Annotated in this window: 26 protein-coding genes; 10 read left to right on the top strand and 16 right to left on the bottom strand. The window is 68.4% G+C overall.

Going from position 1 to position 26,066, the window contains the following annotated elements; all coding sequences use genetic code 11:
* Window positions 1-10: 10 nt before the first annotated feature.
* A complete protein-coding gene (locus O2K97_RS03750) occupies window positions 11-790 on the top strand; it encodes a MipA/OmpV family protein (protein ID WP_269220503.1) in 780 nt (259 codons plus the stop codon).
* Window positions 791-1,069: 279 nt separating this feature from the next.
* Here O2K97_RS03750 and hisC read toward each other — a convergent pair whose 3' ends face one another.
* Genes hisC through O2K97_RS03725 form a run of 5 tightly spaced genes read right to left on the bottom strand, consistent with a single transcriptional unit; the run spans window position 1,070 to window position 7,295 of the window.
* Window positions 1,070-2,173, bottom strand: coding sequence for a histidinol-phosphate transaminase (hisC, locus tag O2K97_RS03745; protein WP_269220502.1), 1,104 nt, complete (start codon window positions 2,171-2,173; stop codon window positions 1,070-1,072).
* 14 nt (window positions 2,174-2,187) lie between these two features.
* On the bottom strand, window positions 2,188-2,874 hold the full coding sequence (locus tag O2K97_RS03740; protein WP_269220501.1) for a hypothetical protein: 687 nt from the start codon (window positions 2,872-2,874) through the stop codon (window positions 2,188-2,190).
* The gene (locus tag O2K97_RS03735) at window positions 2,874-3,932 is read right to left on the bottom strand and encodes a DUF2125 domain-containing protein (RefSeq protein ID WP_269220500.1); all 1,059 of its coding nucleotides are present in this window, start codon (window positions 3,930-3,932) and stop codon (window positions 2,874-2,876) included. The genes O2K97_RS03740 and O2K97_RS03735 overlap by 1 nt, the downstream gene beginning before the upstream one ends.
* A 32-nt stretch (window positions 3,933-3,964) precedes the next feature.
* On the bottom strand, window positions 3,965-4,438 hold the full coding sequence (ybaK, locus tag O2K97_RS03730) for a Cys-tRNA(Pro) deacylase (protein ID WP_269220499.1): 474 nt from the start codon (window positions 4,436-4,438) through the stop codon (window positions 3,965-3,967).
* Window position 4,439: 1 nt separating this feature from the next.
* Window positions 4,440-7,295 carry an ATP-dependent DNA helicase gene (locus O2K97_RS03725; protein ID WP_269220498.1) on the bottom strand — a complete coding sequence of 952 codons (2,856 nt, stop codon included), beginning with the start codon at window positions 7,293-7,295 and terminating at the stop codon, window positions 4,440-4,442.
* A 151-nt stretch (window positions 7,296-7,446) separates the two neighbouring features.
* Between O2K97_RS03725 and O2K97_RS03720 the strand changes: the two genes are divergently transcribed.
* The 3 genes from O2K97_RS03720 (at window position 7,447) to O2K97_RS03710 (ending at window position 11,288) form a co-directional block, all read left to right on the top strand.
* A complete protein-coding gene (locus O2K97_RS03720; protein ID WP_419466106.1) occupies window positions 7,447-9,984 on the top strand; it encodes a ligase-associated DNA damage response DEXH box helicase in 2,538 nt (845 codons plus the stop codon).
* Window positions 9,981-10,733 carry a ligase-associated DNA damage response endonuclease PdeM gene (gene pdeM, locus O2K97_RS03715; RefSeq protein WP_269220496.1) on the top strand — a complete coding sequence of 251 codons (753 nt, stop codon included), beginning with the start codon at window positions 9,981-9,983 and terminating at the stop codon, window positions 10,731-10,733. The genes O2K97_RS03720 and pdeM overlap by 4 nt, the downstream gene beginning before the upstream one ends.
* A 93-nt stretch (window positions 10,734-10,826) precedes the next feature.
* Complete coding sequence (locus O2K97_RS03710) at window positions 10,827-11,288, top strand: hypothetical protein (RefSeq protein WP_269220495.1); 462 nt, start codon at window positions 10,827-10,829, stop codon at window positions 11,286-11,288.
* Here the strand turns inward: O2K97_RS03710 and O2K97_RS03705 are convergent.
* The 3 genes from O2K97_RS03705 to O2K97_RS03695 form a co-directional block, all read right to left on the bottom strand.
* Entirely contained in the window at window positions 11,285-11,845 is a 561-nt protein-coding gene (locus O2K97_RS03705) for an HNH endonuclease (RefSeq protein ID WP_026108602.1), read from the bottom strand. The genes O2K97_RS03710 and O2K97_RS03705 overlap by 4 nt on opposite strands.
* 153 nt (window positions 11,846-11,998) lie before the next feature.
* Window positions 11,999-12,658: a trimeric intracellular cation channel family protein gene (locus O2K97_RS03700; protein WP_269220494.1), complete on the bottom strand. Its 660-nt coding sequence runs from the start codon at window positions 12,656-12,658 to the stop codon at window positions 11,999-12,001.
* A complete protein-coding gene (locus O2K97_RS03695; protein WP_269220493.1) occupies window positions 12,655-13,305 on the bottom strand; it encodes a DNA-3-methyladenine glycosylase family protein in 651 nt (216 codons plus the stop codon). Before O2K97_RS03695 ends, O2K97_RS03700 begins: the two co-directional genes overlap by 4 nt.
* Window positions 13,306-13,417: 112 nt before the next feature.
* On the opposite strand from O2K97_RS03695, the gene O2K97_RS03690 reads away from it, so the two are divergent.
* From O2K97_RS03690 to gluQRS, 3 genes are read left to right on the top strand one after another with little or no spacing between them, the layout of a single operon-like run.
* Complete coding sequence (locus O2K97_RS03690; protein WP_017506399.1) at window positions 13,418-13,666, top strand: type II toxin-antitoxin system ParD family antitoxin; 249 nt, start codon at window positions 13,418-13,420, stop codon at window positions 13,664-13,666.
* Window positions 13,663-13,953: a type II toxin-antitoxin system RelE/ParE family toxin gene (locus O2K97_RS03685; protein WP_269220492.1), complete on the top strand. Its 291-nt coding sequence runs from the start codon at window positions 13,663-13,665 to the stop codon at window positions 13,951-13,953. The genes O2K97_RS03690 and O2K97_RS03685 overlap by 4 nt, the downstream gene beginning before the upstream one ends.
* Window positions 13,954-13,956: 3 nt before the next feature.
* Window positions 13,957-14,817 carry a tRNA glutamyl-Q(34) synthetase GluQRS gene (gluQRS, locus tag O2K97_RS03680; RefSeq protein WP_269220491.1) on the top strand — a complete coding sequence of 287 codons (861 nt, stop codon included), beginning with the start codon at window positions 13,957-13,959 and terminating at the stop codon, window positions 14,815-14,817.
* On the opposite strand, the gene O2K97_RS03675 is transcribed toward gluQRS, so the two are convergent.
* From O2K97_RS03675 to O2K97_RS03665, 3 genes are all read right to left on the bottom strand, one after another.
* Window positions 14,801-15,610 carry a TIGR02186 family protein gene (locus O2K97_RS03675; RefSeq protein WP_269220490.1) on the bottom strand — a complete coding sequence of 270 codons (810 nt, stop codon included), beginning with the start codon at window positions 15,608-15,610 and terminating at the stop codon, window positions 14,801-14,803. The genes gluQRS and O2K97_RS03675 overlap by 17 nt on opposite strands.
* Window positions 15,610-16,533, bottom strand: coding sequence for a sulfite exporter TauE/SafE family protein (locus tag O2K97_RS03670; protein WP_269220489.1), 924 nt, complete (start codon window positions 16,531-16,533; stop codon window positions 15,610-15,612). Before O2K97_RS03670 ends, O2K97_RS03675 begins: the two co-directional genes overlap by 1 nt.
* A 97-nt stretch (window positions 16,534-16,630) precedes the next feature.
* On the bottom strand, window positions 16,631-19,501 hold the full coding sequence (locus O2K97_RS03665) for a hypothetical protein (RefSeq protein ID WP_269220488.1): 2,871 nt from the start codon (window positions 19,499-19,501) through the stop codon (window positions 16,631-16,633).
* Window positions 19,502-19,716: 215 nt separating this feature from the next.
* Here O2K97_RS03665 and O2K97_RS03660 point away from each other — a divergent pair, with 215 nt between their 5' ends.
* Both O2K97_RS03660 and O2K97_RS03655 read left to right on the top strand, forming a co-directional pair.
* Window positions 19,717-19,935 (top strand): hypothetical protein, encoded by a 219-nt coding sequence (locus tag O2K97_RS03660; RefSeq protein ID WP_045810644.1) that lies wholly within the window; start codon window positions 19,717-19,719, stop codon window positions 19,933-19,935.
* 61 nt (window positions 19,936-19,996) lie between these two features.
* Window positions 19,997-20,494: a pyridoxamine 5'-phosphate oxidase family protein gene (locus tag O2K97_RS03655; RefSeq protein ID WP_091750666.1), complete on the top strand. Its 498-nt coding sequence runs from the start codon at window positions 19,997-19,999 to the stop codon at window positions 20,492-20,494.
* A 58-nt stretch (window positions 20,495-20,552) separates the two neighbouring features.
* Here the strand turns inward: O2K97_RS03655 and argF are convergent, their stop codons facing one another.
* The 5 genes from argF to O2K97_RS03630 form a co-directional block, all read right to left on the bottom strand.
* Window positions 20,553-21,467 carry an ornithine carbamoyltransferase gene (gene argF / locus O2K97_RS03650; RefSeq protein WP_269220487.1) on the bottom strand — a complete coding sequence of 305 codons (915 nt, stop codon included), beginning with the start codon at window positions 21,465-21,467 and terminating at the stop codon, window positions 20,553-20,555.
* Complete coding sequence (locus tag O2K97_RS03645; RefSeq protein WP_419466105.1) at window positions 21,467-22,642, bottom strand: aspartate aminotransferase family protein; 1,176 nt, start codon at window positions 22,640-22,642, stop codon at window positions 21,467-21,469. The genes argF and O2K97_RS03645 overlap by 1 nt, the downstream gene beginning before the upstream one ends.
* 109 nt (window positions 22,643-22,751) lie before the next feature.
* Window positions 22,752-23,276 carry a YcxB family protein gene (locus O2K97_RS03640; protein ID WP_269220485.1) on the bottom strand — a complete coding sequence of 175 codons (525 nt, stop codon included), beginning with the start codon at window positions 23,274-23,276 and terminating at the stop codon, window positions 22,752-22,754.
* Window positions 23,273-24,283: a M28 family metallopeptidase gene (locus tag O2K97_RS03635; RefSeq protein ID WP_269220484.1), complete on the bottom strand. Its 1,011-nt coding sequence runs from the start codon at window positions 24,281-24,283 to the stop codon at window positions 23,273-23,275. Before O2K97_RS03635 ends, O2K97_RS03640 begins: the two co-directional genes overlap by 4 nt.
* Before the next feature lie 42 nt (window positions 24,284-24,325).
* Window positions 24,326-25,156, bottom strand: coding sequence for an ABC transporter permease (locus O2K97_RS03630; RefSeq protein ID WP_045810698.1), 831 nt, complete (start codon window positions 25,154-25,156; stop codon window positions 24,326-24,328).
* A 230-nt stretch (window positions 25,157-25,386) separates the two neighbouring features.
* On the opposite strand from O2K97_RS03630, the gene O2K97_RS03625 reads away from it, so the two are divergent.
* Window positions 25,387-25,923: a GcrA family cell cycle regulator gene (locus tag O2K97_RS03625; protein WP_017506617.1), complete on the top strand. Its 537-nt coding sequence runs from the start codon at window positions 25,387-25,389 to the stop codon at window positions 25,921-25,923.
* Window positions 25,924-26,066 lie beyond the last annotated feature (143 nt).

Genomic DNA, 26,066 nt, shown 5'->3' with positions numbered 1-26,066 from the left:
GAAACGCCCGATGCTTCGTCCCCTTCTGCTCTCCGTCGCCTTCGCCGCCGTCGCCGGCTCCGCTCTGGCCCAGTCGCAACCGTACGAGCAGATCAGGCCCGCCCCCCAGAACTGGACCGTCGATCTCGGCGCGGGCGCCCTCTATCGCAACGACTCCAACGGCGACACAGGTTCCAAAACGACGGTCGCCCCGTGGGTTTCGGCCAACTATCGCGACCTGGTCTATCTGAACCCGATCGACGGCCTGGGCTGGAACGCGATCAAGACCGACGACTTCCGCGCCGGCCTGCAACTGCGTCCGCGCTTCTCCGCCGATGATATCGAAGGCCTGACGCTGGATCGTCCGGGCTTCGGCGCGGACCTGGCCGCCTACGCCTACAAGCGTCTGCCCGGCAATGTGGTGGTCGGCGGCCGGATCAGCCGCGACGTGTCCGACGTCAGCGAGGGCACGGAATACTATGCCTCCGTCGGCCATCAGCGAGTGACGTCGGTCGGCCTGCTGAACGCCTCGGCCTATGTGCGCGGCGGCGATTCCAAACTGGCCGACGCCTACTATGGCGTCAGCGCCGCCGAGGCGACGGCGAACGGCATCAGCGCCTATTCCCCCGGCGGCGGGCTTCAGGGCGCGGGCGCCAGCCTGGTCCTGCTGGTCCCGATCGGCGACAAATGGGGCGCGGGCGGCCTGATCAACTATGAGCGCCGCCTGGGCGACGTGGCCGACAGCCCCCTGTCGCAGAGCGACGACGCCGTCCGCACCGGCGTCTTCATCGCCCGTCGCTTCGGCGGCTAATCCTCGTCAGAGGCTAGCTTTCTGTCGCTCATGCCAAGCCCTTTGGGCTTGGCGCACATCCCTCTCGCTTGCGTGCGGATCGATCTGGCAACCGAGGAAGGCTCCCCGCTCCGATCTGCCGTCCAAGGTCAGGATGGGCGGACCTTCAAGAACAAGGCCGCCCATCGCTTCACATCGCTGGGCAGGATCAGTCGGAAGTGGAGGCAACGGCGTGGCGCAGGCTGAAAGGCCCAACACCATGCTCACCGCCCATGTGCCGGCCACTCGCACCTTTTCGGCCTACTGCGCCGCGAACTCGCTGAGCGCATCGATGACCGCGCGGTTCTGGTCTTCCGTGCCGATGGTGATGCGCAGGGCCTGGGGCAGGCCATAGCCGCCGACAGGGCGGACGATGATGCCCTTGGTGTTCAGATAGTCGTTGGCGGCGGCGGCGCGCTCGGGGCTGTCGAACAGCACCAGCACGAAGTTGCCGGCGCTGGGCAGGACGTTCAGCCCAAAGCCGCGCAGGGCCTGGGTCAGGCGCGGCTTCCAGTTCGAGATCAGATCGCGCGACGCCGTCTGGTGCGCCTCGTCCGACAGGGCGGCCGTTGCGGCCTCAAGCCCTGGCACCGAGACGTTGAACGGCAGGCGAATGCGGTCGATGGCCTCGGCGACCTTTAGCGGCGCATAGCCGAAACCGATGCGCAAACCGCCGAGGCCGTGGATCTTGGAGAAGGTGCGGGTGACGACGATGTTCTCGGCGTCCTTGGCCAGCGGGAAGGCGGTTTCCCAGTCGGCCTCGGTCACATATTCCGCATAGGCCTCGTCTACGACCAGGATGATGTGGGCCGGCAGGGCGGCGTGCAGCCGGCGGATTTCCTCGCCCGTATTGTAGCTGCCAGTCGGGTTCGACGGATTGGAGACATAGACGATCTTGGTGCGGTCATCGACCTGGGCCAGAAGCGCGTCGACCTCGGCCTTGAAGTTCGGCTCCGGCGCCAGCTTGACCTGGGCTTCGCAACCCAGGGCGCTGATGCGGTAGGCGAGAAAGCCGTACTGGCCGCAGACGATGTTGTCGCCCGCCGTCAGATAGGTCTGGTTCAACAGGGCGAAGACCTCGTCCGAGCCGTTGCCGAAGATCAGCCGCTCGGGCTCCAGCCCGTGCAGTTCCGACACCGCGTTCCGCAGCTTGGTCGCCCGGCCGTCGGGATAGATGTGGATGTTCTTGACCGCCGCCTCATAGGCCGCACGCGCCTTTTCGCCCGCGCCCAGCATGTTCTCGTTGGAGGACAGCTTCATCGGCTCGGCGACGCCGGCGATGGACGACTTGCCGCCGACATAGGGGGCGATGTCGAGGATGCCGGGCTTGGGGGCAGGGCCGTGTGGCGCGGTCGCGTCGGTCATGGAAAGCCTTGATCTCAGAAGATGGGGGCGGCGCCGATCACGCCGCTCATTCGTCCGGGCGCGCTCTTCAGCCGCCCGTCGTCGACCTGCACATAGCCCGTCAGCATGAACAGCTTCAACCCGCCCGCCGCCGCCAGCGGATCGGCGACCAGTCCCGCGTCGCCCAGGGCGTCCACGATCTTGGTCTCGGACCAGCCGCTGTCGGTGACCCAGAAGCTGCGGTTGTCGCCCGTGGGGCCGGATGTTTCTTTGGACACGACGAAGGCCTGTGGCCGGCCGCGCCGGTCGTCCGGCAGGGCGGCGACGATCTTCAGTTCGGGCCGCGCCAGCAGGCGGCCCCACCACGGCCGGTCGGGCGAAAGGTCGATCACGGCGCGCGAGCCCGCCTCGGCCGCCTTCAACGCCTCGTCGGCGGACATAGGCCGCGACCGCAGGCCGTAGCGGTCCGTGGCCAGGGCCTGGGCTACGCCGCCACAGACGACCAGCGCGGGTCCGGTCGCTGCCTCGATCCGGCCCCACACCGCCTTGACCGCAGCAGCCTCATCGGCCGAGGCGCCGTCCAACAGTTGACGCAGGGCGATGGCCGAGGCGTCGGCCCGGTCGCGCGGACCCGCGGCGACCCGCGCCCGCACCGCCTCGACCAGGGCGCGATCCAGCGCCAGCAGGGCGTCGTCGGCTTCGGGTTCGTTCAGCAGGGCCATCAGAACAGTTTGGGCGCCGGGGCCAGCGGGAAGGGGCCGAGCCAGGTGCGGCCGTCGCGGAAGACCAGCGTCAGCGGCAGCTGCTCCTGTCCGGTAGCCTCGGCCGCGCCCGCCGCTGCCGCGGCCCCGGCCGCGCCGATCCGGTTGACCGGCCCCTGACGCGTCGCCATCAGGCCGGCCAGGGCGGGCAGAGGCTTTTGCGCCTGGAGCTGGACCTGGCCGGTCAGCCGGCCGTTCTCATCGGCTCTCAGAACGTCGCTGGAGAGGGTCGCGCGGCTGTCGCCGGCCTGCAGATCGCCGCGCACATTGCGGAAGGTTCCGCCCGCCTTTGTCCACGCGGAAAAGACGCCCGCCGCATCGCCGCCGGTCTTCAGCAGGCTGGCCTGGCCGATCTCGACCTCCAGCTGGGTCGTCAGGCGGCCGTCCTGGGCGAAGCCTTCGACGGGGCCGTCCGCCCGCCCCTGCCCGTCCACCAGACGAAACATGACATCGACGTCGTCGGTCGGCGCGGTCGAGCCCTCCAGATGCGGCCGAGCATAGAAATCGATCCGCGCCGCGCGAGCGATGGGGAAGGGTTCCGCGCCGGTCTGGGCCGTGAAGACCGGATTGACCATCTCCAGCGCCAGATTGGGCCAGCGCTGGTCGATGCCGCTGGCGCTCATGCGGATGGCGTCGCCCTTGACAGCGACCTCGCCCTTGCCGGCGCGGGTCAGCATCAGGCCTTGCGGAGCCACCACGACCCATTTGGTCGGCTGATAGGCGTTGGCCTCTGCGGTCAGTTCGGTCGCCTTGATCGCATGGCCCGATGGCGCCTGAACGATCAGGTTCGTCAACGCCACATGGGTGCGAAACGGCCAGCCGTTGATGGATTTGTCGGCGAAGCGGATGTCCCAGCCGTCCTGACGCAGGGTCTGGACCTGGGCCTCCAGCCGCGTATCGATCTGGCGCGTCAGGAAGATCCACCATCCCGTCCAGGCCGCCAGCGCGATCAGCACCAGGATGAAGGGCGCATACAGGCCCTTGCGGCTGTGTCGCTTGGTCGTCGAGGCGTCGGTCATGCCAGACCTATAGCGCGCAGCACCTCGCCCTTCTAGGCGGTCAGGTCGGCCAGCACCGCCTTCGCCGCCCGCCGCGCATCCTCCGGCGCCAGGCCCAGCAGAAGCCCCCGCTGACCGCCATTGATCAGGACCTGATCGAACAGGATGGCGGTTTCGTCCATCACGGTGGGCACGGCCTTTCGCTGGCCGAACGGGCTGACCCCGCCGACCCTGTATCCGGTCAGCCGTTCGGCGTCGGCCGGCTTCATCATCTGGGCCGACTTGCCGCCCAGCACCGCCGCCAGCTTCTTCATGCTGACCTCGCAGTCGGACGGCACGATGACGCAAGCCGGAGCCCCGTCGATCAGGACCATCAGGGTCTTGAACACCTGCTCTGGCGCCACGCCCAGCGCCTCGGCGGCCTGCAATCCCACGCGCGGCGCGTCGGGATCATAGTCGTAGGGAAACAGATCGAAGGCGACGCCGGCCTTGGTCAGGGCGACGGTCGCGGGCGTGGTCTTGGACATCCTACGTCGTCTCGGGGTTCAGGAAACTGCGGGTCAGTTCGACCGCATCGGCCAGGCCCATGCGCTGAACCTCGGTCCCGGGCGGCAGGCTGGCGAACAGCCGCGTCGGCGTGGCGGCGTCCAGCATCAGGAACACCCCCTTGTCGTCGCCGCGCCGGATCAGCCGGCCGAACGCCTGGGCGATGCGGGCGCGGGCCAGCGCATCGTCATAACCCTTGCCGCCCAGCCGTTCGCGCCGCGCCTTGTGCAGCAAGTCCGGGCGCGGCCACGGCACACGGTCGAAAGCGAGCACCCGCAGCGACCGTCCCGGCACGTCCACCCCGTCGCGCACCGCGTCGGTGCCCAACAGGCAGGAATTCTCCTCGACCCGGAACATGTCCACCAGCGCCCCGACCTCCAGCGGATCGACGTGCTGGGCGTAGAGCGGCACGCCCGACTTCGCCAGATCCGGCCCCAGCCGCTCATAGACCGCCTTCAATCGGCGAATGGCGGTGAACAGGCCCAGGCCGCCGCCGCCCGCCGCCAGGAACAGCTCGCGCATCGCCGCCGCCGTCTGGCGCGGATCGTCCTTGACCAGGTCGTTGACGACGATGACCCGGCTGTTGGCGGCATAGTCGAACGGGCTCTCGACCTTCAGGGTGCGGGGCGGCTCGATCAGACGGGCCGATCCGGTCCGCAGCCGCGCCAGGTCGAACGGGTCTTCCTGTAGGGGATCGGACAGGGTGGCCGACGTCACCAGCACCCCGTGCGACGGCACGATCACGGCGGCCTCCAGCGGAACCGTCGGGTCGATCCAGTGGCGACGCAGGGCCACGTCGTGGATGCGGCCGAACGCGGTCTCGGCCGACAGCCAATCGACGAAATCAGGATCGGGCTGATCGCTTCCATCCTCCAGCGCCGCCAGCATCGACCGCCACCCCGGCAGGGTCATGCGCGCGCGCCGGTCCAGCCCGCGCAGCGCCCCTTCGATCCGCGACCGCTGCGACCCGTCCAACTCGGCCGCCTCGTCGTCGAGGATGTCTTCCAGATGCCGCGACAGGGCCAGCAACGGCGCCTCGATGGCGGCCAGGGCCTGGGCCGCCGCACGCGCCGTCTCCGCCACCGGATCGGTCACCGGCTTCAGCGCGCACTCCATGCCGAACTCGGGGCCGCCGTACGTATTGGTCTCCGCCGTGCGGGCGCGCAGCTGATCCAGGGCGGCGGCCAGAAAGGCCTCGATCGGGCCGATCGGATTGACCTCGCCCGAGGCCGGCGCGACACGGCCCGACACGCCTTCGCCCGGCAGGGCGGCCGAGGCGCGGATGGCGTCCTGCAGCGCCTTCGTCGCCGCCTCATTGTCGTTGACCATGTCGCCCAGCCGCTGCTCCAGCCCGCGACCGCGACGCCCCCGCCCCTCCGGCCCGCGGATCCAGCGGCGCAGCTCGGCCGCCTCCTGGCCCGACAAGCAGGCGGAAAAGGCGCTGTCGGCGGCGTCGAACAGGTGGTGGCCCTCGTCGAAGACGATCCGCTTCAGCGCCGCCGTCTCGCCGTCCGACTTCTGGCCCCGCGCCGACCGCGCGCCGTCGAACGCCGCCTGGGTCAGGACCAGGGCGTGGTTGGCGATGACCAGGTCCGCGCGGCGGCTGGCGCGGATCGTCCTTTCGACGAAACAGGTGCGGTAGTGCGGACAGGCGGCATGGACGCACTCGCCGCGCCGGTCCACCAGATTGGCCGCTCCCGCCGCATGGGCGGCCGGCATGGCGAACAGGCCGGGCAGCCAGCCGGGAAAGTCCCCGCCCGTCATGTCGCCGTCGCGCGTGTGCAGCGCCCAGCGCCCGGCCAGCGCCAGGCCGATCAGGTCGCCATTCCCCAGCTGAGCCGCCTGCACCATGTCTTGCAGGTTCAGGACGCACAGATAGTTCTCGCGCCCCTTGCGGATCACCGCCTTCTTCCTGCGCTCGGCCGGATCGGGCCACAGCGAATGGCTTTCACGGTCGATCTGGCGTTGCAGCGCGCGGGTATAGGTCGATATCCACGCCGCTCCCTGGTTACGCTCGGCCCACAGGGAGGCGGGCGCCAGATAGCCCAGGGTCTTGCCCGTGCCGGTCCCCGCCTCGGCCAGCAGCATGCGGGGCCGCCCCTCCTCATTCCTCGGCGAAAAGGCGAAGGCGGCCTCGGCGGCGTAGTCCGATTGGGTCGGCCGCGTCTCGTCCAGGCCCGAGGCCTGAAGCAGTTTCTCCAGCCGGATGCGGGCGCTCTCGCTGTCGACCGGCGCCGAGCCCGCCTCGCCGCGCGGCGCCTCGTCCTCCCATTCGGTCAGCCGCGACCAGACATCCATGCCCGACCCGCGATGCTGGCGCGCCCGCACGCCGCCGGCCTCAAGCGCCTGAACGACCCGCTCGCCCCAGGCCCAGCCCGCCCGCTGCATCGTCAGCGCCAGGACATAGGCCGCCTCGCGCTCCGGGTAGGCCGGATCGGCCAGTTCTCGCAGCAGCAGACCCGCCGCCTCGCGCAGGGCCGCCGCCTGGTCCTCCGCCGACTTCGGCTCGGCTGAGCCCAACGAAAGCGCGAGCCCCGTCGGCGACGGCGCACAGAAGCGCGCCGGCCGCACGAAGGCGTAAAGCTCCAGCACGTCCATCAGCTCCGGCGACCGGGGCGGCGGCGTCAGCCCCAACCGGCGCGCAGTAAGCGACGCATGGGCTGTCATCACCGGCCCGGTGCTGAAGAACCCCTCGGCCGCCCCGCGCCCGATCTTCCTGGCCCCCGCCTCGTCGCACACCGCCCCCGCGCCGGGCGGGGTGGCGAGCGCCGGCGGCAAGTCCGCCCACGGCTGGGCGCCGGTCGGGCGGGCTTCGGAAAGGACGGATTCGTCGGACACGTCCGATAGATAGCGACCCTGGGGCTGAAACGGAACGGGAACATGCTATATCCCGTCCGTGACGACCGCCGCCGCTCCCGCAACGCTTCCGCCCCTGTTCGCCGACTGGTTCGCGTCGCGCGGCTGGGCGCCCCGGCGGCATCAGCTGGAGATGGTCGAGGCGGGTCAGGCCGGCCGCCACGCCCTGCTGGTCGCGCCGACCGGCGGGGGCAAGACGCTGGCGGGGTTTCTGCCCAGCCTGATCGACCTGGCCGAGCGCGGACCGAAGCCGGCGACCGGGCCGGGGTCGGGCGTGCACACGCTTTATCTGTCGCCGCTGAAGGCGCTGACGACGGACGTCGAGCGCAATCTGATGACCCCGATCCGCGAGATCGGGCTGAATATCCATGTCGAGACGCGTACCGGCGACACGAAACAATCCAAACGCCAGCGACAGCGCGACTTCCCGCCCGACATCCTGCTGACCACGCCCGAGCAGCTGGCCCTGTTCTGCGCCTGGGAAGGCGCCCGGTCCTATTTCGCCGATCTGAAATGCGTCGTGCTGGACGAGGTCCATGCGATCTGGAGCGGCAAGCGCGGGGACCTGCTGTCTCTGGGTCTGGGGCGATTGCAGAGCTTTGCGCCCGACATGCGCCGGGTGGGACTGAGCGCGACCATCGAGGATCCCGATCTGATCCGGGGGTGGTTGGCGCCGGGCGATGCGGATGCAAAGAGCCCCTCCCCCGCTTCGCGGTCCCCCTCCCCGCAAAGCGGGGAGGAGACGCCGGCCGACCTGTCTCCTCCCCATGCCATCGGGAGGGGGACCGCCGAAGGCGGTGGAGGGGTTCTTGACGCGGTGACTCTCGTCCGCGGCGACCCCGGCGCGCCGGCGGTCATCGACGTGCTGATCTCCGAGGGCAAGGTGCCGTGGGCGGGCCACACGGGCCAGCACGCGATCCCGGAGGTCTATGCCGCCATCCAGCGTTCGACCCTGGCCCTGATCTTCGTCAACACCCGCTGGCAATCTGAGTTCGTGTTTCAGCAGCTGTGGGCCATCAACGACGAGAACCTGCCCATCGGCCTGCACCACGGCTCGCTGGCGGCCGAGCAGCGACGCAAGATCGAGGCGGCCATGTCGCGCGGCGATCTCAGGGCCGTGGTCTGCACCTCGACGCTGGATCTGGGCATCGACTGGGGCGACGTGGATCTGGTGATCCAGATGGCGGCGCCGAAGGGGTCCAGCCGTCTGGTCCAGCGGATCGGCCGCGCCAACCACCGGCTGGACGAGCCGTCGCGCGCGCTTCTGGTGCCCGCCAGCCGCTTCGAGATGCTGGAGTGCCAGGCGGCGCGCGAGGCCGTCGCCGACAACGCCTTCGACTGGGAGCCGGTCCATATCGGCACGCTCGACACCCTGGCCCAGCACGTCATGGGCGTCGCCTGTTCCGAGCCGTTCGACATGCAGGTCCTGTATGGCGAGATCACCGGCTGCGGCCCCTATCGCGCCCTGACGTGGGAGCAGTTCGAGGAGGTGGTCGATTTCGTCGCCACCGGGGGCTATGCGCTGCGCACCTACGACCGGTTCGCCCGGATCGTGCGGACGCCCAATGGCCGCTGGAAGGTCCGCAACCAGCACATCGCCCAGCGCCACCGCATGAACGTCGGCGCCATCGTCTCAGCCGGCACACTGAATGTCCGCGTCGCCAGCCGTCGCGGCAGCGCCTCGCGCCAGTTGATCGGCGGCCGCAAGGTCGGCGAGGCCGAGGAGTGGTATTTCGAACAGCTGACGCCCGGCGACACCTTCCAGTTCGCCGGTCAGACCTGGGCGTTCCAAGGCATCACCGGGACCGACGCCTTGGTCACCCACGCCAATGACAGCGACCCCAAGATTCCGTCATGGGGCGGATCGAAGTTCCCGCTGTCCACGTCGCTGGCCGACCGGGTGCGTACCATGATCCACGACCGCGACCACTGGCGCGTCCTGCCGCCCGACGTTCAGGAATGGCTGGAGTTGCAGGAAACGCGGTCCGTCATTCCCGACGCCGAATCCATGCTGGTCGAAACCTTTCCCCGCGGCAGCCGGCATTTCCTGGTGGCCTATCCATTCGAGGGCAATCTGGCCCACACCACCCTGTGCATGCTGCTGACCCGGCGGCTGGACCGGATGGGCGTCGGGCCGCTGGGGTTCGTCGTGACCGACTATTCGCTGGCGATCTGGTCGATCAAGCCGATGGACACGATCGATCTGGACGCCCTGTTCCAGCCGGACATGCTGGGTGACGATCTGGAAGCCTGGCTGGAGGAAAGCTTCATGATGAAGCGGTCCTTCCGCAATTGCGCCCTGATCTCGGGCTTGATCGAACGCCGCCAGCCCGGCGCCGAAAAGACCGGCCGGCAGGTGACCTTCTCCACCGATCTGATCTACGACGTGCTGCGCCGCCACCAACCCGACCATCTGCTGCTGAAGACCGCCCGCGCCGACGCCGCCTCGGGCCTGCTTGACGTGGCGCGCCTGGGCCAGATGCTGACGCGCATCGAGGGGCGCATCCGCCACCAACCCCTGAGCCGCGCCTCGCCCTTCTGCGTGCCCGTGCTGGTGCAGATCGGACGCGAGCGGGTCAGCGGAGACGCCGCCGAAATGATCCTGGACGAAAGCGCCGACCTGCTGATCGCCGAAGTCATGGATGAAGCCGAACCAGAAGCCGCCGCATGAACGCCGCCCTGCGTCAGACCCTGTCCCCGGCCCGCAAGATCTGCGGTTCGCTGAGCGTGCGGATAGCGGGCGAGGCCTGTGTGCTGCGCTGTTCCGGAGCGATGTGGGTTCCGGCGTACCGCGCCCTGATCGTCGCGGACCTGCATCTGGAAAAGGGGTCAGCCTTCGCCGTGCGCGGCCAACTTCTGCCGCCCTATGACAGCCGCGCCACGCTGGATAGGCTGGAAGCCGAGATCGTCGAACTGAGCCCGGCCATGGTCGTGCTGCTGGGCGACAGCTTCCACGACACAAAGGCCATTCCCCGTATGGCGGCCGACGACCGGGCGCGTCTGGATCGGCTGTCGGCCGGACGCGACTGGCTGTGGCTTGAAGGCAATCACGACCGCGAGGCGCTCGCTCGCGATGCGGACACGGCGTCCCGCCTGCCCGGCCGGATCGTCGGCGATATGGCCTTGGGCGCGCTGCGTCTGACCCACGAGCCGGAGGCGCTGACCGCCGACGACGACCGGCGCGGCGAGGTCGCGGGCCACCTGCACCCCGCCGCCAAGGTCGCCGCCTATGGGCGCGGCGTGCGCCGTCCATGCTTCGTCACCGACGGATCGCGCATCGTCCTGCCGGCCTTCGGCGCCTTCACCGGCGGGCTGAACGTGCGCGATCCCGCCATCGCCGACCTGTTCGTCGCCCCTCCCCTGGCCGCAGCCCTGGGACGAGACCGTGTCCACGCCCTGGATTGGGCGATTTTGCGATAGTCTGTTCGTAAAGCGTTCAGCACGTCGCTTCACCGCATCTTGGCGGAAGGCGATCCAGGATGACGGCGGATCAAGGTCACGGACACCCGCCTCATGCTCACGCCCCGCCGCATCGTCATGGCCGCCCGCCTCGGCTTCGCCCTGGTCGCGCTGGGCATGGCCGTCCTGATGCTGGGACCATTTCAGGGCCTGGAACAGGTCTTCGGGCTTAACGACAAGGCCGCCCACGTCATCGCCTTCTATGGTGTGGCCAGCGGCCTGTTCCTGATCGCGCCGAACCAGCGCCGCGACGACCTGGCCCTGTATGTCATCGCCGCCGCCTTCGGCGCCGAACTGCTTCAGGCCCTGACCGGCCGCAGCGTCTCCGTCATCGACTTCCTGGCAGGCGCGGCCGGCGTCGCCGCCGCCTGGGCGCCCGGACGGATCGAACAGTTGCGCCAGGCTTTCCGCCGCCATCCAGACATGACCCTGGCCGAGATCGACCGTCTGGATCGCCGACTGCGCCGTCGTCGCGCCGAAACCAGCCGCCCGGGCGTCGCCGTCCTGCGCCCCTAGGGTTCGAGCTCTATGTCCCAGTAGAGATAGTCCAGCCAGCTCTGGTGCAGATAGTGCGGCGGGAAGCGTCGGCCGGCGTCCTGAAGCTGCCAGGCGTTTGGGCGATAGGGTTCGCGGCGGATCGGCATCATCGCCTGGCGCGGCGTTCGCCCGCCCTTGGCCAGATTGCAGGGGCTGCAGGCCGCGACGATATTGTCCCACGTGGTGCGTCCGCCCTGTGAGCGGGGAATGACGTGATCGAAGGTCAGTTCAGCCGACTGACCGCAGTACTGACAGGCGAAGCCGTCGCGCAGGAAGACGTTGAAGCGGGTGAAGGCGGGGCTGCGGTCCTGATCCACATAGCTGCGCAGCGCGATCACGCTGGGAAGCTGCATCTCCATCGACGGCGAGCGGACAACCTTGTCATACAGGGACACCACGTCCACGCGGTCCTGATAGACCGCCTTGACCGCCTCCTCCCACGGCCACAGCGACAGCGGATAGTAGGACAGCGGCCGGAAGTCGGCGTTCAACACCAACGCGGGAAAACCGGAGGGTGGTCGATGGAGAACCTGCATCAGGCCCTCCCGCTCAGACGGGGGGATTTTGAGGCGACAGAGGTGAGGACACGTCTCCTTCCCTAGTCTTGGCCTTGGTCTTGTCGATTTAACCTAACCCTGATTCCCGCTCATCGCCATGACCAGTGTGCAGCGTTTTCGTGACGTCTTGCCTCAGACCCCGCGCGCGTGGGTCGGAAACCCCGGCAGGGTCCAGCCCCAGCGCAGGGCCGCCGCGCGCAGCAGGAAGCCGGACAGCGCCGCGACGATGGCGGCGGGCCAGACGCCGACGCCCGGCACCCGCAGCACCATATAGACCGTCGCCGCCAGGATCGCGGCCGTGACGTTGATCTCTCGCCGCAGCAGGATCGACGGCTGACCCGCCAGGGTGTCGCGCACGACACCGCCGAAACAGGCCGTCAGCGTACCCATGACGATGCAGATCAGGGCCGGCGCCCCGGCCGCCTCAGCCTTGGCCGCCCCCATGACGCCATAGGCCGCAAGCCCCACCGCATCCAGCCACAGCAGGGCGCGGAACCGCCAGTCGCGCTGCCCCACCAGCCACAGGGCCGTCGAGGCGAAAAGGCACACCGCCAGATAGCGCCAGTCCTGCACCCAGAAGACCGGAAGGCCCAGCAGCAGGTCACGCAGCGTCCCGCCGCCCACGCCGGTGATGGCGCCGAAGAAGGCGAAGGTGACCACGTCGTGTTTCTCGCGCGCGGCGGCCAGGGCGCCGGTGGCGGCGAAGACCGCCACGCCGGCGAAATCCAGCGCGGTCAGCACGGTCTGCGGATTGCGCAGCGGTTCGGTCAGAGCCGGATCGAGCGGGGTCATGCCGGGGCATCCAGCGCGATCTCGCCGCGCTTCACGCCCGTGTACCAAGCCCACAGCAGATGGGTGGCGACCGCACGATAGGGCCGCCAGATCTCGGCGCGGGCATAGGCGCCCTTCTGATCAGGTCGCACCTCTGCACCGTCCGCCCAGCGGATCGCCTCCTGCAAGGCCACGTCGCCGCCGGGGAAGACATCCAGCCGCCCCTCGCACATCATCAGATAGGCCTCGGCCGTCCACAGGCCCACGCCCTTCAGCGACGTCAGGGAGGCGATCGCCGCCTCGTCATCCAGGTTGGCCAGATGCTCCAGATCGATCTCGCCCGCGATCTGCGCCCGCGCGATCCCCTGACCATAGGTCGCCTTCTGTCGCGACAGGCCCATGCCGCGCAGCTGATCCAGATCATGCGCCAGCAACAGCTCGGGCGTGATGCCGCCCATGCCTTCGCGCAGCCGCGCCCAGACCGATGCGGCCGAGGCCACCGACACCTGCTGCTCCACGATCATGCGAAACAAGCCTTCGAACCCGCCCACTCTCAACCGCCACTCCAGCGGCGGCGTCTGGGCGTCCACGCGCCCGAGCGCCGGATCGGCGGCAACCAGCGCCTGGCGCGCGGTGGCGATGTCATCGGGCGTGGGTGCGAACGGCATCGGCTACCTATGGCGCGAGGCGGCCTTCAAGGGAATGGCCGCTTTGGCGGATTTCGGCTGGCGACATCGGGCCTTAATAACTATTATTGGCGCGTGCATTGAGGACATCGCAATGACCATGACCGTCGAACTTGGAGCTTTGGAACAGGTCGTGGACCGTCTGGTCCGCGACGGCCGCTACGGCTCCAAGAGCGAGGTGCTGCGCACCGGCGTCAGACTGGTGCAGGAACACGAGGCTCGGCTGGCGGCCCTGCTCGGCAAGCTGGAAGAGGGCGTCGCCGACGCTGATGGCGGACGGACGAAGCCGCTTGAAGATGTCCGCGCCGAGTTCGAAGCGCGGTGGGCTGCCGAAGGCGAATGAGAGTTCGGCTCACCCACGCCGCCTTGCGCGATCTGGTCGCCATCGAGAACCATGTAGCGTCGGACAGCCCAAATGCAGCCCGTCGACTGGTCAGGACGCTTTTCGAACGCTGCGAGACCCTTGGCCAAAATCTCCGACGCTATCCAGAGGCCGGCCTCGGCGATCTGCGTAAACGCGCCGAAGGCAGCTATCTGATCTTTTATCGCCTGACTGGCGACGTGGAAGTCGTGCGGATCCTTCATGCCGCGCGCGACTGGACCCATCTGCTGTCACCGGACGAAGACTGAGCTGTGTTCACGACCCGCTTCGCCCCCTCGCCTACCGGCCGCCTGCACAAGGGCCACGCTTTCTCGGCCCTGACCGCCTGGACGGCGGCGAAGGCGGCAGGCGGGCGGTTCGTGCTGCGCATCGAGGATATCGATCCAACGCGATGCCGACCGGAATACGGGGCGGGCATTCTGGAGGACCTAGCCTGGCTGGGTCTGGATTGGGAAGCGCCGGTCCGTCGCCAGTCTGATCATCTGAGCGACTATGCCGCCGTGATCGAAAATCTGCAGACGCGAGGCCTGCTCTATCGGTGTTTCCGCACGCGCAAGGAGATCCTTAGCGCCATCGGCGACGCACCGCACGGGGCGATGGAGGCGGCGAAGCCCGGTCCGCATTCAGGGGACGAGGAGGCGCACCTGCTGGCCTCGGGCGCACCGTTCGCCTGGCGGCTGTCGCTGGATCGGGCGCGCGAAACTCTGGGCGAGGCGACCTGGAACGGCCTGAGTTTCGTCGAGGAGGGCGAGGGTCCCAACGGCGAAACCGGCTTCATAGCCGTCGATCCCGAGGCGGCGGGCGATGTCGTCCTGGCGCGCAAGGATACGGGCGTCGCCTATCATCTGGCCGTGACCCACGACGACGCCTTGCAGGGGATCACCCATGTGATCCGCGGCCAGGACCTCTTTCAGGCCATACATGTGCAGCGGCTGATCCAGACCCTGATGGGCTGGCCGGCGCCGACCTATCGTCATCACGCCTTGCTGACAGGGCCGGACGGGCGGCGCTACGCCAAACGCGATCGCTCTATCACTCTGGCCGAGCTGAGGGCCGGCGGATTGACGGCCGAAGCCCTGCGCGGCGAACTGGGCTTCAGCTCCGCCGGCTGAAGATGCGCGAAGCGCCATAGCCGGTCAGGGCGGCCAGCACGACGCACAGCACGCCGTACAGCCACGGCCGACGGTGCGCGAACTCATAGATGTCGCGCTCCAGCCCGACCTTCTCGACCGTCAGGGTCAGGTTCGACACCGACTGCGGCTCGCCGTCCTGAAACAGCCAGACCTCGGCGTAGTATTTTCCGGTGGGCGCGACGGTCGGCAGCTTGACCTCGGCGCGGAACAGGCCCCGGTCGACGAACTCCACCCCTTCGGAATCGGTGTCGTAGAGGGCGGCGGCCTCCTTCAGCCGGATCACGGCGCGACGCCAGTCCAGATAGTCGTCGCCCAGACGGCTGACGACCACGTCGCGCACGCCGTAGCGGGTGACGGTGCGGCTTTCCTCGGGCGCGTCGATGCGCAGGTGATCGACGCCGACGCCCAGCCGCCGCAACTGGCCAAAGTCGGCGATGTCGCTAAGCGGGCGGGTCGAGGCGGTCATGTAGAAGCCGGGCGCCCCTTCGAACAACACCGGCCGGCTGTTCAGCCAGACGCCGGACGTACGCGTCTTCTTGACCAGGCGGATCGGCGCGTCCGGCCCCCGCACCACCACCACGACGTCCGCCGGTTCGGTCGTCGGATTGAACACCGCGCCGTAGAGGACGATGGACGCGCCCCGGAAACTGCTGTCGACCCGGACCTGGGCGTCGGTCAGGGCGGCGGCGACGCGCAGGTCGCCCGTCGTCGCTTCGGACCGATCGAGCGGCGGGGCCGCAACAGCGGGCGGAGGGGGAGGAAGCGCCTGCATCAGTCGGCGATCCCCGGCGCGATCATGAAGATGTCGTTGGGCCGCACGAACAAATCCAGCCCCATCTGGATCCCGACCAGCAGCACAATCAGGCCCAGCGCCGCCCGCAGTTCCTCGGCGCGGAACCGCCCGGCGAAGCGCGCCCCGAGTTGAGCGCCGACGACGCCGCCCAGCAGCAGGATGGTGGACAGGACGATGTCGACCGTCCGGTTACGCCCCGCCTGAAGAATGGTGGTGATGGCGGTGGTGATGATGATCTGGAACAGGCTGGTGCCCACCACCGCGCCCGCCCGCATGCGCAGGATATAGAGCATGGCCGGCACCAGGATGAAGCCGCCGCCCACCCCCATGATGGCCGAAAGGACGCCTGCAAAGACGCCCAGGCCGAACGGCGGCAGAGCGCTGATATACAGACCCGACTTCGGGAACTTCATCTTCAGCGGCAGGCCATACAGCCACATCGGCCGCCGACGCTGCTTGTGCGGCGCGGGCAGCCCCCGGCGGCGGCGCAGGATTTCGGTCAGGCTTTCGTTCAGCATCAGAATGCCGATGGCGCCCAGGAAGACGAGATAGGACAGGGCCACGACTAGGTCGGCCTGGCCCAGCAGCCGCAGGTAGCGAAACAGCTCGACCCCCGCCAGGGCGCCGGCCGCGCCCCCGGCCGCCATCACCGATCCCATCTTGAAATCGACTGAACCCGCCCCGGCATAGCGGATGACGCCCGACGTCGAGGAGGCCACGACGTGGCTGGCCTGGCTGGCGACGGCGACGGTCGGGGGGATGCCCAGAAAGACCAGGATCGGCGCCATCAGGAAGCCGCCGCCGATGCCGAACAGGCCGGACACGAATCCGACCACCGCCCCCAGGATCACCAGGGTCGGCCAGTTCACCGAAACCTCGGCGATCGGCAGATAGATGTCCAAAGGACGCGCCTTCGGCTGGAGCGGACACAAGAATCGCCGTCAGGCGGGCGAGGTCGGGGACGACCGGGCGACCGATAGCCGCCCGGCGCCTAGGAATCTAGCCTGTCGCCTGGACTTGGGTCTGCGACTGACCCTGCGACTGGGCCACGAAGGCGTCGGCGGCGGTGCGGGCCGCGCGCTGTGCCGTGGCGCTGGCCGTTGGGCGCAGGCGCGTCACGGCGGCCTGGGCCTCCGCATCCCCGCCGCGTGCGGCGATCATGTACCACTTCAGCGCTTCGGTCGGATTCTTGGCCACGCCGTCGGCGCCGGTCTCATAGATGCGCGCGACATTGTACTGGCTGTCCGGCAGGCCGCGCTCGGCCGCGTTCAGCAGCCAGGTCAGGGCCTCGGCCTGATTGGTTGCGCCGCCGTCGCCTTCATAGAGCTGCATCCCATACAGATGCATCCCGCGCGGATCGCCGCCCTCGGCCGCGCGACGGCCCCACTGACGGCTTTGAGCCGGGTCGGCGGGCACGCCGTTGGCGCCGTCCAGATACAGTTGACCCAGATAGGTCTGGGCGGGGGCGTAACCCAGGTTGGCGGCGCGCTTCATGCCGTCCAGGCCCGAGTTGTCGCCGGCCTCCAGCTTGCCGATCGCCGCCTCATAGTCAGCCGCGCCGGGGCCGCCGATGTCGAAGGTCGCTTTCGGGCCGGTCGGCGTCACCGCCGACGCCGCCAGAGGCACGGCGCCGTTGGTCGTCGAACCGCCGCCGAAGCTGGGCATTTCGAAGTCCGGCGCCCCGCCGTCGGTCAGGGACAGATAGCCATAGACACCCCCGGTCAGGGCGACCGCCGTGACCGAAGCCAGAAAGGTCTTCTTGACCGTCGATCCGTCCTTGGACGCCTGCCGGTCCAGCCGCTCCTGCAGCTTGGACTTGCCGCCGCGCTTCAGGCCGAAGCCTGACCGGGGCGCAGGTTCTGGTTCGGCCGGCGCGGTGATCGCAGCACGGGCGGCGTCGATGGTGCTGCGGGTCGAGGCGGCGCGGCCGGCGGCGGCGGCGGCTTCCATGCTGGAGCGCAGCCGACGCGGATCCACGAACTCGGTCTCGCCGCCGAAATCATCGTCGTCCGCATCCAGGACGGCGGCGCTGCGCTTTTCGGTCGGTGCGGTCGAGAAGCCCGGCGACGTCGCCTCCAGCGCGTCCTCGACGTCGGCGCCGCCGAAACCGCTGAAGGGCTGGATGATGGGTTCGACGCCATCGGGATCGACCTGACGCATCGGCATGTCATCAGCCAGCGCCTCGGCGGGCTCGGCCTCGGTCTCGACGACGGGCGACGAAGGGAAGGGCGCAGCGGTCGCAACTTCGGGCGTCACCGGATCGCTGGACCAGGCGTCCTGGTCGGTAAAGGTCTCATCGGGGAAGGCGGCGGCGCGCCAGTCGCCTTCGATGGATGCGGACTGGATCGGCGCCTGTGTCGTCGCCGAGGCGGCGCGTTCCAGCACCTGTCGCGCCGGGGTCCACGCGGGCTCATTGTCCAGCGGCTTGTCGCGGATCGACGTGGGCGCGCGGGCGTCAATGCTTTCGCGGGCTTCGGCCAGCAGACGGGCGGTGCGCTCCTCGCTCAGACGCATCCGCTCGGCCAGCTCGCCGGAGGCGCGGTCATAGCGTTGCTCGATCTTGTCCGAGCTTTCCGACAGGCGTCGGCCGATGTCTTCCAGCGCCTGCTGCGAGCGGCGCTCGGACTGGGCGATGCGATCGCTCAGCTGGTCCGAGATGCGGGTGATCTCGCCGCCCAGCTTCTCCAGGGCGATGGCGTGGCGATCGTCGCTGGCGGTCAGGCGTTGGTCGACGCGGTCGATGTGGCGGGCGAACTCCTGATCCAGACGCGCGGCGCGGCGGGCGACCTCGGTTTCGATGGTCTGGCCGACGACGTCGGCGGCGGCGCGGGCGACGGCGTCGGTGCGACCGTCGTTGTCCGTCTCGACCTTCTTGACCCGCGCATTCAAGTTGCGGGCGATGCGCAGGACTTCGCGGCCCATGGCCTCAAGGCCGATAGCGCCCTTCTCTTCGGACGCCTTCAGCTGATCGCCGACGGCCTGGACGGCGCGTTCGATGCGGTCGATGCGCGCGCCCGTTTCGGCGGCGTCCAGACGCTGCATCATTTCGGCGCGATTGTTGTCGATCTGACGCGACAGGCTTTCGGCCAGCTTCTCGAAACGGGCCAGGTCGCGCGCGCCTTCCGGCTCGACGCGGCTTTCGGCAGTCCGCATCCGCTGGTCCAGCGCAGCGAACGAGCGTTCCAGGGTCTTCAGAGCTTCGGTCGTGCGGTTCTGGGCCTCGTCCAGACGCGCGCTGACCTGGGCCAGCATTTCCGTGCCGACGCCGGGGCCGGCGGCCTTCTCGACCGCCTCCATCCGCTCGCGCAGATCGCTGACGCCCAGACGCTGGCGTTCCTCGATGTCGTACAGGCGTCCGGTCAGCGCGCCCAGCGAGGTCTCGATCTTGCCGAAGGCTTCCTGGGTCGACGGGCCGGTGTCGCGTTCGAAGGCGCGCAGCCGGCGATGCCCTTCGCGCAACTCCTCGGCGATGTCGTCGATGCGGCGGGCGGCTCCTTGCGCCTCGGCCTCCTGGCCGTCCAGCCGGCGCATCAGGCCCGCAACGGCCTGATCCACGCCCTGAATGGCGACGGTCGAGCGGCGTTCGGCGGCTTCCAGCCGCGCGGCGATCACATCGATGGAGGCGCTGATCCGCTGCTGGCTGTCTTCAACCTCATAGGCGTCGTCCAGACGGCGGCTGCGGTTGCGGCGTTCGTATTCGGCGGCCTGGGAGCGACGCGGCAGGGTGGCGTAGCCCTCCTCCTCGTCTTCCATGATCATGGAGTTGAGCCACTCGCCCAGCGTCATGCCGGACCGGCGCGCCAGATCCTTGGCGACCTCGCGTGCTTTGGGATCGATTCCCTTAACGCTCCAAGGCGCTGCAGCGCTCACTGATTCGTCTCCCGGCCCATGCGACGAAGGCTATACCGTCAATATCGAGGGTGTAAACTGATGGTTAACCGCAATATCTAGCCGCGATATTCCAGCCTGTGGACATCGCCTCAGATCGCCGGATTTGTGAATCATCTCGGTTAACGCGGCATGAAGATTAACCTCCCGGCAAGGGTTCGCTTGCCAAGCGGCGCGGGTTTCGCCACCTGCGGCGCATGAGCCTGACCACCACACTCGTCCTGCTGGGCGTCGCCCTCGCCGTCATGGTCTTTTGCGGATGGCGCGGCGCCAGGCCGCCGGATCCGTTCAAGGGACCGCGCCTGATGCCGTGGCGGTTCCTGATGGTCGGCGCGGCGGCGATCGCCATGCTGCTGCTGATCCACCTGGCGACGCTATTCGGCGCCGAGCGTGCGCCCTGGATACCCGGCGCCTAGAGACGGGAACCCGATTACGGCCGGTCGGTTGAACCTTGCGAACCACTCAAGGAGAGACCGCGTGTCTGACAAACTGACCCCCGCCGAGGCCGAGAAGGAATTCTGGAAGAGCCTGAAGGAGTCCAACACCGGCATGCTGGGCATCGATCGCCCCGGCTATCACCACCAACCCATGACCGGTTTCGGCGAGGACGAGACGGGGACCATCTGGTTCTTCACCCGCGACGACACCGATTTCGCCCGTGACGTCGCCGGCGGCGGCCAGAACGGCATGTTCTGCTACCAGGCCAAGGACGGCAAGGTTCAGGCCTGCATCCACGGCCGCCTGGCCATCGATCAGGACCGCAGCCGCATCGAGAAATACTGGAACCCCGTCGTCGCCGCCTGGTACCCGGACGGCAAGGACGACGCCCACCTGACCCTCGTCCGCTTCGACGCCGACGACGGCCGCGTCTGGGTGTCCGACAAGGGCGCTCTCGGCTTCGGCTACGAAGTCCTGAAGGCCAACCTGACCAAGAGCGTCCCGGACGTCGGCGGCGTGTCGGACGTGAAACTGTAGGCTTCGACGCTTCAGAAACCAGAAAGGGCGGGCCCGACCGGGTCCGCCCTTTTTTCGTTCAGCCGCCGAAGCACCAGGCCAGAACGGCCTTCTGGGCGTGGATGCGGTTTTCGGCTTCGTCCCAGACCAGAGAGCGCGGCCCGTCGATGACGGCGTCGGTGACTTCCTCGCCACGGTGGGCGGGAAGGCAATGCAGGAAGACCGCTTCGGGATCGGCGAGATCCATGAGGGCTTCGTCGACGCCGTAATGTTCGAACGCCGAAAGCCGCGCCTCATAGTCCTGATCCCCCATGGACACCCAGGTGTCGGTGACGACGACGTCGGCGCCCTTGACCGCCTCGCGCGGATCGCTGGTCAGGGTGACGGCGTCGCCGCCCTTGGCCAGGTCGCGAAGGTCCGGGTGGTATTCCGCCGGGCAGGCGACGTTCAGATGGAAGCCGAACTTGGGCGCCGCGTGCATGAAGCTGTGGCAGACGTTGTTGCCGTCGCCGATCCAGGCGATCGTCTTGCCGGCGATCGGTCCGCGATGCTCTTCGATCGTCTGCAGATCGGCCAGGATCTGGCACGGGTGCGACCGGTCGGTCAGGCCGTTGACCACCGGCACGGTCGAAACGCGGGCGAAGCGCTCGACATCCTCGTGATCGTTGGCGCGGATCATCACCGCATCGACCATGCGCGACAGGACGCGGGCGGTGTCCTCCACCGGCTCGCCGCGGCCCAACTGCATGTCGGAGGCCGTGGCGATGATGGACGAGCCGCCCAACTGGCGGATCGCCGCGTCGAAGCTGAATCGCGTGCGGGTCGAGTTCTTCTCGAAGATCATCGCCAGGACGCGGTCCTTGCCCGGCGCATCGGCGTCGGCGCGCCCCTGGGGCCAGCCCTTGCGGGCGGCCTTGCGGGCATGGGCGTCGTCCAGGATGCCGCGCAGGTCCGCCGCGTCCAGCCGGTGGATGTCGAGGAAGTGCCGGACCATCAGGCCGCCAGCTTTTCGCGGGCGACCTCGCAGGCCGCTTCGAAACGGGCCACGGCTTCGCGGGCCTCGTCCAGCGTCAAGTTCAGCGGCGGCAGCAGGCGCACGCAGTTGTCGCCGCCGCCGGCGATCAGCAGCTGCTGCGTGTCGCGCGCCAGGGCCATGAACTCGCGATTGTTCGGCACCATCTTGATGCCGATCAGAAGCCCCTTGCCGCGCACGTCGGCGATGACATCGGGGAAACGTTCCTGAAGGCCCGCGAACTGCTGCTTCAGATAGCCGGCGACCTCGTTGACGTTGTTCAGCGTCTCGGGGCTGTTGATCAGGCTCAGCGCCTTCTGGCCCACGGCCATGGCCAGGGGATTGCCGCCGAAGGTCGAGCCGTGAACCCCGACCGTCATGCCCTTGGCCGCCTTGGCCGAGGCCAGGCAGGCGCCGATGGGAAAGCCCCCGCCCAGGGCCTTGGCCACCGCCATGATGTCCGGCGCCATACCCGCCCATTCATGGGCCCACAGCTTGCCGGTCCGGCCCATGCCGCACTGGACCTCGTCGAAGATGATCAGGACGCCGTGTTCGTCGCACAGCTCACGCAGCCCCCGCAGGCACTGTTCGGGCATGGCGCGGCAGCCGCCCTCGCCCTGTACGGGCTCGACGATGATGGCGGCGGTCGTGGGGTTGGCGATGGCGGTCTTGATCGCCTCGTGGTCGCCCCACTTCAGCTGGTGGAAGCCCTGCATCGGCGGGCCGAAGCCCTCGGTATAGCTGGGGTTGGCAGCGGCGTTGATCGCGCCATAGGTCCGACCGTGGAACGAGCCGTCGAAGCCGTAGATGTCGATCCGCTCAGGCGCGCCGTTGGCCGAGTGGTATTTGCGCGCCGTCTTCAGCGCGCATTCGACGGCTTCGGTGCCCGAGTTGGTGAAGAACACCACGTCGGCGAAGCTGCATTGGCACAGGGCGTCAGCCAGCGCTTCCTGACCCGGGATGCGAAAGATGTTGGAGACGTGCCACAGCTTCTCGGCTTGATCCTTGACCGCCTGGACCAGTTCGGGGTGGGCGTGGCCCAGGCCGTTGGTCGAGATGCCGGCGACGCAGTCGAGATATTCGGTCCCGTCGGTCGCCCACAGACGCGCGCCTCGGCCGCGTTCCACTTCCAGCGGCGCGCGATTGTAGACACCCATCAGATGTTCAGTGGACACGGGACCAAGACCTCCAAAAGCGAGACGGCCCCGGCGCGAGCGCGACGGAGCCGGATCAATACGGTCAGGCGTTGTCGGACGCGCGAGGGTCTTAGTCAACACCGGCGCCGAGGACGCCTCGCGCTCTCACATCGGCGATCAAGACGCGCAACGCCTGCCGTTGATCCGTCTCCATCACGCGCAGGGGCAAAATGAAGTTGGTGTTGGGCGAGGCCGCGAAGATCAGGCGATCCTTTTCCTCCACCACCGCGACCAGATTGCGCCAGCCGATGCGGGTGTCGAAATCCGCCCCCGACAGCGCCAGACCGCTGTCATCGATGCGCCAGTCGGTTGGCTTCTGCGCGATCGGGGACCGGCGCGACGCCGCCATGACCCTGTAATGCGCCAGGGCCGACAGCCCGATAACACCGTACAGCCCGACCAACTGAAGGCCGACGATCCAGCCCGTCCGCTCCAGGGGCAAACCAATGCAGACGGCGATGGTCGCCAGCATGGCGCCGCCCAGAAAGAACACGGGCAGGTTCGCCCAGCGCCGGACGATGGGCCACGCCTTGACGGCCGCGCGACCTTCCTTCGGCGTCGGCTGGACGCCGCGAACCTCGATGACCGTCGTCACTCGCCCCCGGGCGTCGTCACCGGGGCCGCCGGCGCCGTTTCGGCGGCGACGGCCGCGTCCTTGGCCTGGATTTCGACCAGCTTCTTGTCCAGCGCCAGGCCCAGGTCGGCGATGAACAGGCCGAAACGGGCGACGTCGACGCCCTTCAGATGCGACAGCTTGTCTTCGGTCGAGTGGATGCGCTGGAAGACGGGCGGGACGAAGCCCTCCTTCAAACCGTTGTCCTTGCCGCCGTTGAAGGCCAGCCACATCTGGTGGGCGCCGACCGGATCCTGGGTGCCCATCGACACCACCGGCACGCCCGCGGCCGAGAAGGCGCGGTCGTCGCTGGGCGGATAGGTCGGATAGGGCATGCAGTCGAAGCCGCGTTCGGCGCACAGGCCGCGCAGCGTCTCCAGCACGAAGGCCGACTGCGGCCCATTGTTTTCGCCGTACATGACCGTCTGACCATAGGCGGCGACATCGGCGTTGATGACGGCGGCAATCCGGTCCTTGCCGTGTTTCTCAAGAAAGGCCTTGGCGCCCAGAAGGCCCAGCTCTTCCTGGTCGGTGAAGACGAAGACGAAGCGGTGGGCGACCGACTGGCCTTCCAGCGCCATGTCCAGCGTCTTGGCCGCCTCCATCATCGCCATGACCGAGCCGACGTTGTCGACGATGCCCTGCGACAGGGTTCCGTCGCGCAGCTTCACCGCGTCATAGTGGGCGGTCAGCACGATATCCTTGTCGCCCTCGCCCACCGTGACGACGACATTGGCGCCTTCCATCGGGCCGGTGGCCTGGTTGCCGCCCTCGAAGGTCTGGATTTCGGGCGTGAAGCCCAGCGTCGTCAGGAAACCGACCAGAACCTGGGTCCGCTCGGCGTTGGTGGGCTTGATGAACTGTGCGGCGCCGGCGGCGATATCGGGGCGATCGCCGGCCTGGGGCGTCGCTTCCTGAGCGAAGGCGGGACCAAAAGCGGATGTGGCGGCGAACAGGGCCGTGGCGGCGACGAGCGAACGAAACAGCATGAAGCGGACCTCTCGGGGGAGCGATCCGCAACAGGTAGCGATCTAGCTCTTAAGACGCCAGCCCGAGCGGAACACCAGCCAGCAGACCACGCCCATGACGGCCATCAGCACGGCCGACCCTATGACGCCGACCGTCAGATTGCTCTCGGCATGGCCGATGAAGCCGTAACGGAAGCCGTCGATCAGATAGAAGAAGGGGTTGTAGCGGCTCAGCGCCCGGAACGGCTCGGGCAGGTTCTCGACCAGATAGAAGGTCCCCGACAGGAAGGTCATCGGCATGACGATGAAGTTCTGAACCGCCGACAGGTGGTCGAACTTCTCGCTCCACAACCCCGCCAACACCCCGGTCATGCCCATGATGAAACAGGCGGCCAGGGCGAACCAGACGATGGCGAAGATATTGGCGATGCCCAGAGGCGCGAACGGCAGCACGCAGATCGCCGTCACCAGACCGACCGCCAGGCCGCGCGTCGCGGCGCCCAGCGTAAAGCCCAGCGTCAGCTCAAGCGGGCTGAGCGGCGGGGTCAGGAAGTCGGTCGCGGTACCCATGATCTTGGCCTGGATCAGGCTGGACGAGGCGTTGGCGAAGGCATTGTTCAACATGGCCATCATGATCAGGCCGGGCGCGACGAACAGGGCGAATGGCGTGCCGTGCAGCGGCGGCCGCGCGTTCTGAAGCGCCACCACGAACACCAGCATATAGAGCAGCGTCGTGACCACCGGCGCCGCCACCGTCTGGGCGCCCACCTTCCAGAAGCGACGCACCTCGCGCAGATACAGGGTCTGCACCCCGATCCAGTTGATCCCCGGATAGCGACGCGGCTGCGGCAGGCCGGCAGGCCGGGTGGAGATCAGATCGGGCGTATCGGTCATGGCCCGCCAGATGCGCTCGACCGCCGCGCTTCGCAAGAGATCAGGCGAGATCGTCCCGAAAACGACGGCGCCGCCTTAACCTTAACGATGATTCAATATCTGGTTTCTGTGGACAGGATGATTCGCACATCTTGCGTCTCTTAACGGCTGGTTTACGATTAGTTGTAGGTCAAGACCCCGGAGGGGGAGCTTGGACCTAGATATTGAATCCAAACTCGCTGGAGGGTGGCATGACCGCAGGCTGGACCGACGACCGTGTAGGCGCGCTAAAGAAGCTCTGGCTTGAGGGCCAGTCCGCGAGCCAGATCGCCAAACAACTGGGCGGCGGGGTCACCCGCAACGCCGTGATCGGCAAGGTGCACCGTCTGGGCCTGTCGGGCCGGGCCGCCCCGTCGCAACCGGCGCGCACCGTCGCCGCGACCTTCCGCACCGCGCGTCCGCGTCCGGCGCCGGCCGCTCCGGCGCAGCAACCTTCGGCCCCGCGCCGTCTGGAGGCCGTCCAGCCCAAGCCGGTCGAACCCGCCGCGCCCGTCCCCGCCCCGATCCCGGACCTGCCGGGCACGGCGACCGTGATGACCCTGGGCGCCCACATGTGCAAATGGCCGATCGGCGACCCGTCGTCGCGCGAGTTCAGCTTCTGCGGCCGTCGCTCGTCGGAAGGCGTCTATTGCGTCGAACACGCCCGCGTCGCCTACCAACCGCAAGTCCGTCGCGGCTCCAAGGAAAGCGGCTCCGACCTGGCCCGCAGCCTGCGTCGTTACATCTAAGGGCGCTACCGCGCTTCGCGCGACTTGAGCGCGGCGCTTCGCGCAGGGCGCACGACTGCGCTCAAGTCGCGAACGACCGCGTCGCGAACGTAGCGCCAAAAAAGATGCTCCTTAGGGAGCCGACTTCCCCCTCGCCGGTTCGC

It is taken from the genome of Brevundimonas vesicularis, assembly GCF_027105095.1.
In the GTDB taxonomy this organism is placed as follows: domain Bacteria; phylum Pseudomonadota; class Alphaproteobacteria; order Caulobacterales; family Caulobacteraceae; genus Brevundimonas; species Brevundimonas vesicularis_E.
This window is presented reverse-complemented; position numbering and strand designations above follow the sequence as displayed.

What these genes read in the sequence shown, in the direction of transcription:
- O2K97_RS03635 (WP_269220484.1), bottom strand. Translation starts at nt 24,283, where the DNA reads ATGCTGTTTCGTTCGCTCGTCGCCGCCACGGCCCTGTTCGCCGCCACA.
- O2K97_RS03630 (WP_045810698.1), bottom strand. Translation starts at nt 25,156, where the DNA reads ATGACCGATACGCCCGATCTGATCTCCACCCGGCCTGCCGGCCTGCCG.
- O2K97_RS03660 (WP_045810644.1), top strand. Translation starts at nt 19,717, where the DNA reads ATGAGCCTGACCACCACACTCGTCCTGCTGGGCGTCGCCCTCGCCGTC.
- O2K97_RS03675 (WP_269220490.1), bottom strand. Translation starts at nt 15,610, where the DNA reads ATGCAGGCGCTTCCTCCCCCTCCGCCCGCTGTTGCGGCCCCGCCGCTC.
- argF (WP_269220487.1), bottom strand. Translation starts at nt 21,467, where the DNA reads ATGGTCCGGCACTTCCTCGACATCCACCGGCTGGACGCGGCGGACCTG.
- O2K97_RS03625 (WP_017506617.1), top strand. Translation starts at nt 25,387, where the DNA reads ATGACCGCAGGCTGGACCGACGACCGTGTAGGCGCGCTAAAGAAGCTC.
- O2K97_RS03720 (WP_419466106.1), top strand. Translation starts at nt 7,447, where the DNA reads ATGGTCGAGGCGGGTCAGGCCGGCCGCCACGCCCTGCTGGTCGCGCCG.
- O2K97_RS03710 (WP_269220495.1), top strand. Translation starts at nt 10,827, where the DNA reads ATGCTCACGCCCCGCCGCATCGTCATGGCCGCCCGCCTCGGCTTCGCC.
- O2K97_RS03700 (WP_269220494.1), bottom strand. Translation starts at nt 12,658, where the DNA reads ATGACCCCGCTCGATCCGGCTCTGACCGAACCGCTGCGCAATCCGCAG.
- pdeM (WP_269220496.1), top strand. Translation starts at nt 9,981, where the DNA reads ATGAACGCCGCCCTGCGTCAGACCCTGTCCCCGGCCCGCAAGATCTGC.
- O2K97_RS03735 (WP_269220500.1), bottom strand. Translation starts at nt 3,932, where the DNA reads ATGACCGACGCCTCGACGACCAAGCGACACAGCCGCAAGGGCCTGTAT.
- O2K97_RS03645 (WP_419466105.1), bottom strand. Translation starts at nt 22,642, where the DNA reads ATGGGTGTCTACAATCGCGCGCCGCTGGAAGTGGAACGCGGCCGAGGC.
- O2K97_RS03695 (WP_269220493.1), bottom strand. Translation starts at nt 13,305, where the DNA reads ATGCCGTTCGCACCCACGCCCGATGACATCGCCACCGCGCGCCAGGCG.
- O2K97_RS03685 (WP_269220492.1), top strand. Translation starts at nt 13,663, where the DNA reads ATGAGAGTTCGGCTCACCCACGCCGCCTTGCGCGATCTGGTCGCCATC.
- O2K97_RS03705 (WP_026108602.1), bottom strand. Translation starts at nt 11,845, where the DNA reads ATGCAGGTTCTCCATCGACCACCCTCCGGTTTTCCCGCGTTGGTGTTG.
- O2K97_RS03690 (WP_017506399.1), top strand. Translation starts at nt 13,418, where the DNA reads ATGACCATGACCGTCGAACTTGGAGCTTTGGAACAGGTCGTGGACCGT.
- hisC (WP_269220502.1), bottom strand. Translation starts at nt 2,173, where the DNA reads ATGACCGACGCGACCGCGCCACACGGCCCTGCCCCCAAGCCCGGCATC.
- ybaK (WP_269220499.1), bottom strand. Translation starts at nt 4,438, where the DNA reads ATGTCCAAGACCACGCCCGCGACCGTCGCCCTGACCAAGGCCGGCGTC.
- O2K97_RS03740 (WP_269220501.1), bottom strand. Translation starts at nt 2,874, where the DNA reads ATGGCCCTGCTGAACGAACCCGAAGCCGACGACGCCCTGCTGGCGCTG.
- O2K97_RS03750 (WP_269220503.1), top strand. Translation starts at nt 11, where the DNA reads ATGCTTCGTCCCCTTCTGCTCTCCGTCGCCTTCGCCGCCGTCGCCGGC.